This window comes from Cellulosimicrobium cellulans, from assembly GCF_001722485.1.
Classification (GTDB): Bacteria; Actinomycetota; Actinomycetes; order Actinomycetales; family Cellulomonadaceae; genus Cellulosimicrobium; species Cellulosimicrobium cellulans_A.
Genome location: NZ_LWGL01000176.1, coordinates 1 through 6,058 on the forward strand (window position 1 = coordinate 1; position 6,058 = coordinate 6,058).

A 6,058-nucleotide genomic window follows, 5' to 3' on the forward strand; every position below is an offset into this window, starting at 1 on the left:
CCCCGCGCCACGCGCGGGCCCAGCGCGCGAAGGCGCCGGGCTCGGGGCCGGCGCCCGTCTCGGCGTCCGGGGACGCCGCCGTGCCGGCGCCGAACCCGCTGCGAAGCCCCTCGACGACGAGCCCGACCAGCGGCCAGCGCACCGCGAGCGACACGAGCAGCGCGACGAGGTAGGCGGCGTTGGTCCACAGGCCCCACGCGAAGTAGTCCTGCGCCTCCCCCGAGCGCCACGCCCAGACGACGCCGATCGCCACGCCCAGCAGCCCGCCGAGCGCCTGCGTGAGCGGCGTGCGCTGGACGAGGCGGGCGACGACGGCGACGAGCGCGACGGCGACCGAGGCGACGAGCGACCACGTGAGGTCGGTCGTCGCCACGAAGACGACGACGAACACGAGCCCCGGCGCCACGGACTCCACGAGACCGCGGACGCCGCCGACCGCCTCGGCGACGGAGAACTGCTCCCCCGCGAGCGCCCGCACGCCGCGCGCCCGGCCGTCCTCGGGCGCCGCGACGTCGTCCACGGCGGTCTCGACGCTCTCCGCCTCGTGCGCGGCCCCGGCGCCGCGGGACGCCTCGTGGGGACCGCCGGGCGCGCCCGGCGTCGTGCTGCTCGTCATGGTGCGGTGTCCTCGGGAAGGTCTCGGGGAGCGCCGGGAGGGCGCGTGCGGGTCGGGCCGGCGCTCACTCGCCCGGACGGGCGAGCAGCTCGTAGCGCGGGTTGAACATCGTGCGGCGCCCGTCCACGTCGCACACGAGTCCCTCGACGAGCGCGCGGCGGCCGGGCTCGATGCCGGCGATGCGCCGGCGGCCGAGCCACACGAGGTCGATCGCACCGGAACCGTCGTACAGCTCGACCTCCACCGTGGGGACGCCCTCGCGCGGGCGCAGCACGACGGAGCGCAGCACGCCCGTGACCCGGGCGCGGCGACGGTTCGGCAGCTCGGACACCGCGCGGCAGCCGGCCTGCCGGGCGGCCTCGGTCCGCTCCTCGCCGGCCGCGACCTCCTCCTGGGAGGCGGTCGCCGCGTGCCAGGCGTCACGCAGGGTGGGGCTCACGTCAGCGGGTCTCCGTGATCTCGGGCCCGCGCTTCAGCGGGTCGAACGACGGCGCCTCGGGCGCGCCGGCCGGCGTGGCCGGGGCGGGCGCGGGCGCCTTGCCGGGCAGGTGCAGGGTGAGGAGGTCGCGCGGGGGGCGCGGGCTCTGGTCGCGCACGACCACGATGTTCGCGAAGACCGACTCGAGCAGCCGCGCCTCCTGCTGGTCGACCGCGGCCTTGCCGGTGAGGACGCCGCGCAGGAACCAGCGCGGGCCGTCGACGCCGACGAAGCGGGCCGGGCGCACGCCGGTGCGGCCGTCGGGCGCCTGGGCCGGGATGCGGGCGATGAGCTCGCGGCCGAACGGGCCGGGCACGTCGTCGACGGTGCCGCCCTGCTTGGTGACGGACGCGGCGATCTCGCCGCGGATCTCGTCCCAGATGCCCTCGGTGCGCGGCGCCGCGAACGCCTGGACCTGCAGGCCCGAGCCGCCGACGGCGCACGCGACGCCCGTGATGCGCTGCGTCTTCTTGTCGACCTCCATGCGCAGCTCCATGCCGGGCACGCCGGGCAGCCACACCGCGCCCAGGTCGACGCGCGGCCCGCGCTCGGGCACCTGCGACGAGTCGAACGGACCCCGGCCGGCCGTGGCCGGAGCGCCGTCCTCGGTCGCCGCGGCGCGCTCGGGCGACGTGGTCTCGGCAGCGTCCTGCGCCGACGAGGACTCGGCCGGCTGCGACGACCGGGAGCGACGGAACAGACCCACGAAAGAGCTCCTTCACCTGCCCGGGCACCCGCCCGGGACTCCTGCCGGGGCGTCCGCCCCGTCCTTCCACACTAGCCCCCGTGCGACGTGACGACCGCCACGCTCTCGTCGGGGCGGCTCGGCCCTGCGCGAACGTGCGCCCGTCAGGTCGCGGCGGCCCACCCGCCGCTGGAGCCGAACCCGCCCTCGCCGCGGTGGGACCCGGGCAGCCGCTCGGCCCGGACGAACCGTGCGCGCTCGACCTTCTGCACGACGAGCTGCGCGACGCGGTCGCCGCGCCGCAGCACGACGGGCTCGGCCGCGTCGGTGTTGAGCAGCGTCACCTTGATCTCGCCGCGGTAGCCGGCGTCGACCGTCCCCGGCGCGTTGACGACGGTGAGCCCGTGCCGGGCGGCGAGGCCGGAGCGTGGGTGCACGAACGCGGCGTAGCCGTCCGGCAGGGCGATCGCGACGCCCGTCGGCACGATCGCCCGCTGGCCGGGCGCGAGCTCGACGTCGACCGTGGTCACGAGGTCGGCGCCGGCGTCGCCGGGGTGCGCGTACGCGGGGAGGGGCACGTCGTCGAGGAGGGTGATGAGGACGTCGACGTCGCCCGTCGGGGGCTGCTGCTGGATCGGCACCCGGCGAGCCTAGTGGGCGGCCGCCGCGGGGTGCGACCATCCCCCGGCCGGGGGACGGCCCGCCGGCGGCGCCTGGGATGATGGGCCCATGACCGACGCCGCTGACCCGTCCCCGCGACCGAGCGCCCCGGCCGGCTCCCCCGCGCACTCCCCCGAGCACGCCTCGTCGTTCACCGAGCGCGTCCTGCCCGGCCCGGGAGGCTGGCTGGCGGCGGTCGCCTTCGCCGCCGTGCTGACGGTCGCCCTCCTGCCGGCGAGCCTCCCGCTCGCGGTCGGTGTCGGCGCCGTCGCGGCGGTCGCCGGCCTCGTGGCCCTGTGGTGGACCTCGCCCGTGGTGGCCGTGCGCGACGGCGCGTTCCGGGCCGGCCGCGCGTCCGTCCCCGTCTCGCTGCTCGGCACGGTGACGCCCCTCGACGCGGACGCGATGCGCACGGAGCTCGGCCCCCGGCTCGACGCGCGCGCCTACGTGTGCCTGCGCGCGTGGGCGCGGACGGGCGTGCACGCACTGCTGGAGGACCCGCAGGACCCGACGCCCTACTGGCTCGTGTCCACCCGGCGCCCGCACGAGCTCGCGGAGGCGCTGCGCGCCGCGGGCGCCGGGCGCTGAGGGACCGACGGACACCGACGGACACCGACGGACCGGGGACGACGACGGCCGCCGCCCCGAGGGGCGGCGGCCGTCGTGAGAGGTCGTGCGCGGACGCGGGTCAGGCGGCGCACTCCGTGCAGATCTGCTGCCCGTTCTTCTCGTAGGCGAGCTGGCTGCGGTGGTGCACGAGGAAGCAGCTCGCGCAGGTGAACTCGTCCGCCTGACGCGGCAGCACCCGGACCGAGAGCTCCTCGCCGGACAGGTCGGCGCCGGGAAGCTCGAAGCCTTCCGCCGCCTCCGTCTCGTCCTCGTCCACAACGCCCGAGCTCTTGTCGGAGCGACGAGCCTGCAGCTCCTGGATCGAGTCCTCGCTGAGCTCCTCTTCGCTCTTGCGCGGGGCGTCGTAGTCTGTTGCCATCTGTGGGGTCACTCTCCGAAAGCTCGTCGATAGCGACCGTGCGCGGCCGGGGACCGGACGGGCCGGGGTGCCGGACGGCACGGGTACGGGGACGTGGGGGACGTCCCGTGACGTGACGTGCCGCGAGGTCGTCGTGGCACGGTGCACGCTGATCAATGCGCGCCGCACCGGAATTGTTCCCGGTGGGCCCCCGGATTCTGCACCATTTCCCTGACGGATGCACCCCCTGGGCGCGCGGCGCGCCGCGGTGGTCTCGGTCACGTCTCCGCAGGGCCGTCGAGGCCCCGTCGCGCGGGGTTCAGGCGTCCGAGTCGGCGCCCGCCCGCTCGAGCAGGTCGACGAGCTCGGCGACGCGCGCCGGCCCTCCGGCCACGGTCATGTCGTGGCCCGCCTCCGCGCCGCGCAGGCCGGTCACGCGCGCCCCGGCCTCGTGCGCGACGAGAGCGCCCGCCGCCATGTCCCACGGGTTGAGGCCGCGCTCGTAGTAGAGGTCGAGCTCGCCGCTCGCGACGAGGCACAGGTCGATCGCCGCCGAGCCGAGCCGGCGGATGTCGCGCACGCGCGGCAGCACCTCGACGAGCACGCGCGCCTGCGCACGGCGACGCACCGGGTCGTAGCCGAACCCCGTGCCGACGAGGCACTGCGCGAGCTCGTCCGGCTCCCCGATCCGCAGGGGCGCGCCGTCGAGCGTCGCCCCGGCGCCGGCGCCCGCCGTCCACGTGCGGCCGTCGACGACCGAGTGCACGGCCCCCGCCAGGACGGTCCAGCGCGCCGGGTCCGGCGGGCCGACGACCGCCGCCACGGACACGGCGTACGACGCGACGCCGTACAGGTAGTTGACGGTGCCGTCGATCGGGTCGACGACCCACGTGATCCCGGACGTCCCCGCCGACGTACCCTCCTCCTCGCCGAGGATCGCGTCGTCGGGCCGGGCCGCGGCGATCTCCCGGCGCAGCAGGGCCTCGGAGTCCGCGTCCATGCGCGTCACGACGTCCGTCGCGGTCGACTTCGTGGACGCGACGACGACCTGGTCCGGCCGGCCCGTGCGCACGAGCTCGCCCGCGGAGCGGGCCAGGCGCTCGGCGAGCTCGCGCAGGGCGGGCACGGTGACGTCGTCGGGCAGGCGGGGGTCGTCGATGAAGGAGTGCACGGCTCACATCCTGCCCGACCCGGGTCCGGGCCGACGACCCTCCCACGGCCCGGGCGCCGACCACCCCAGCCGCAGCGAGAGCAGCCGGAACCCGAGCACGAGCGCGAGCACCCCGGCCTGCGACAGGAGCCCCAGCGCACCCGCCTCCCAGAGCACGGCGGTCAGCGCGGCGCCCGCGAGGGCCGGGATGGCGTACAGCTGCTGGTCCTGGAACAGCAGCGGCGCCTCGCTCGTGAGGACGTCGCGCAGGATCCCGCCGCCGACGCCGGTGAGCACCCCGACGAACACCGCGGCGAGCGGCCCGACCTCGTACTCGAGCCCCTTCATCGTGCCCGAGAGCACGAACAGGGCGAGGGCGCCCGCGTCGAGCACGACGATGCTGCGCCGCAGCCGCGCGAGGCGCGGGTGCCAGAAGAACGTCACGAGCCCGGCCGCGACCGCGACGGCGACGAGGCGCCAGTCCGCGATGCCGACCGGCGGCACCGCGCCGATGAGCACGTCGCGCAGCAGGCCGCCGCCGAGGCCCGCCGCCCAGGCGAGGACGAGCACGCCGACGAGGTCGAACCGTTTGCGCACCGCGGCGAGCCCTCCGGACAGCGCCGCGCAGAAGACCCCGCCGAGCTCGAGGGCGTCACCGGGGACGAGGTCGAGGATCACACGCACGATCTTCGCAGGACCCAGTCCGCGGCACACCGGGCGTATTGCGCCCGCCCCGGGCGGGAGGATGGCACAGTCAAGGCAGCGATGGTGACACGGGAGGACCGATGGACGAGCTCGAGCTGGTGAGACTGCACGAGGACGGGGAGCACCTCGTCCTCGGCGGCGCGGGCGGAGCCCGGTTCGTGCTGCCCATCTCCGAGGCCCTGCGCGCCGCGGTGCGGCGCGACCGTCCGCACCTGGAGCACCTGCGCGCCGAGGGCGAGCGCCGGCTCACGCCGCGCGAGATCCAGTCCCGGCTGCGCGCCGGCGAGCGGGTGGAGGACGTCGCGCGGGCCGCCGGTCTCGCCGTCGAGCAGGTGCGACGCTTCGCCGGCCCGGTGCTCGCCGAGCAGGAGTACGTCGTCGAGCGCGTGCGCGCCACGCGCCCCGGCCCGGGCGACGACGGCCCGACCGTGGACGAGCTCGCGGAGCAGCGCCTGCGGGCGCGCGACGTCGACCTCTCCGACGTCGAGTGGTCGGCGGCGCGTCGGCCCGGGTCCCCCTGGGTGGTCACGGTCGAGTTCATCGTCGCGTCCGGCCTGTGCACGGCGCGGTGGTCGTTCGACGCGGCGACGCGCACGCTGCAGCCGCTCGACGACGAGGCGCGCTGGATCACCCAGCCGGAGCCGCCCGAGGAGCCTGCGCTGGCCGCGGCCCCGGAGGTGTTCGACGTCGACGCGGCGTTCGACCGGCGGCACGCGCCGCGGCGGGCGCCCGAGCCCGACGGCACGGCGGACCTGCTCGACGACCTCGGGCGTCGCCGGGGCGTGCGCCCGCGGACC

The 6,058-nt window shown here is 76.9% G+C and carries 9 protein-coding genes; 2 read left to right on the top strand and 7 right to left on the bottom strand.

Translation table 11 applies throughout. The features are described 5' to 3' along the window. The 4 genes from JZ5iCDA_RS14715 to dut form a co-directional block, all read right to left on the bottom strand. Positions 1–616 (bottom strand): DUF3159 domain-containing protein (locus JZ5iCDA_RS14715; RefSeq protein ID WP_139123139.1); only part of this gene is annotated, 616 nt, incomplete at its 3' end. Positions 617–680: 64 nt separating this feature from the next. Further along, positions 681–1,055 carry an OB-fold nucleic acid binding domain-containing protein gene (locus JZ5iCDA_RS14720; protein ID WP_069387836.1) on the bottom strand — a complete coding sequence of 125 codons (375 nt, stop codon included), beginning with the start codon at positions 1,053–1,055 and terminating at the stop codon, positions 681–683. Position 1,056: 1 nt separating this feature from the next. After that, positions 1,057–1,800: a DUF3710 domain-containing protein gene (locus JZ5iCDA_RS14725; RefSeq protein WP_069387837.1), complete on the bottom strand. Its 744-nt coding sequence runs from the start codon at positions 1,798–1,800 to the stop codon at positions 1,057–1,059. 143 nt (positions 1,801–1,943) lie between these two features. After that, positions 1,944–2,420 carry a dUTP diphosphatase gene (gene dut / locus JZ5iCDA_RS14730; protein ID WP_253182111.1) on the bottom strand — a complete coding sequence of 159 codons (477 nt, stop codon included), beginning with the start codon at positions 2,418–2,420 and terminating at the stop codon, positions 1,944–1,946. 88 nt (positions 2,421–2,508) lie between these two features. Here dut and JZ5iCDA_RS14735 point away from each other — a divergent pair, with 88 nt between their 5' ends. Beyond that, positions 2,509–3,027 carry a DUF3093 domain-containing protein gene (locus tag JZ5iCDA_RS14735; RefSeq protein ID WP_069387838.1) on the top strand — a complete coding sequence of 173 codons (519 nt, stop codon included), beginning with the start codon at positions 2,509–2,511 and terminating at the stop codon, positions 3,025–3,027. 100 nt (positions 3,028–3,127) lie between these two features. Here the strand turns inward: JZ5iCDA_RS14735 and JZ5iCDA_RS14740 are convergent, their stop codons facing one another. The 3 genes from JZ5iCDA_RS14740 to JZ5iCDA_RS14750 all read right to left on the bottom strand — a co-directional run bounded on the left by JZ5iCDA_RS14740 (position 3,128) and on the right by JZ5iCDA_RS14750 (position 5,234). Then, positions 3,128–3,427, bottom strand: coding sequence for a DUF4193 domain-containing protein (locus JZ5iCDA_RS14740; RefSeq protein WP_069387839.1), 300 nt, complete (start codon positions 3,425–3,427; stop codon positions 3,128–3,130). 298 nt (positions 3,428–3,725) lie between these two features. Then, positions 3,726–4,577: an inositol monophosphatase family protein gene (locus JZ5iCDA_RS14745; protein ID WP_253182112.1), complete on the bottom strand. Its 852-nt coding sequence runs from the start codon at positions 4,575–4,577 to the stop codon at positions 3,726–3,728. Between the two features lie 3 nt (positions 4,578–4,580). Continuing rightward, positions 4,581–5,234, bottom strand: a complete 654-nt coding sequence (locus JZ5iCDA_RS14750) for a trimeric intracellular cation channel family protein (protein ID WP_069387840.1) — start codon at positions 5,232–5,234, stop codon at positions 4,581–4,583. A 107-nt stretch (positions 5,235–5,341) separates the two neighbouring features. On the opposite strand from JZ5iCDA_RS14750, the gene sepH reads away from it, so the two are divergent. Further along, the coding region (sepH, locus tag JZ5iCDA_RS14755) for a septation protein SepH (RefSeq protein WP_069387841.1) at positions 5,342–6,058 on the top strand (717 nt) is incomplete at its 3' end.

Coding starts and splice junctions, on each gene's coding strand:
- JZ5iCDA_RS14735 (WP_069387838.1), top strand. CDS start 2,509: ATGACCGACGCCGCTGACCCGTCCCCGCGACCGAGCGCCCCGGCCGGC.
- JZ5iCDA_RS14740 (WP_069387839.1), bottom strand. CDS start 3,427: ATGGCAACAGACTACGACGCCCCGCGCAAGAGCGAAGAGGAGCTCAGC.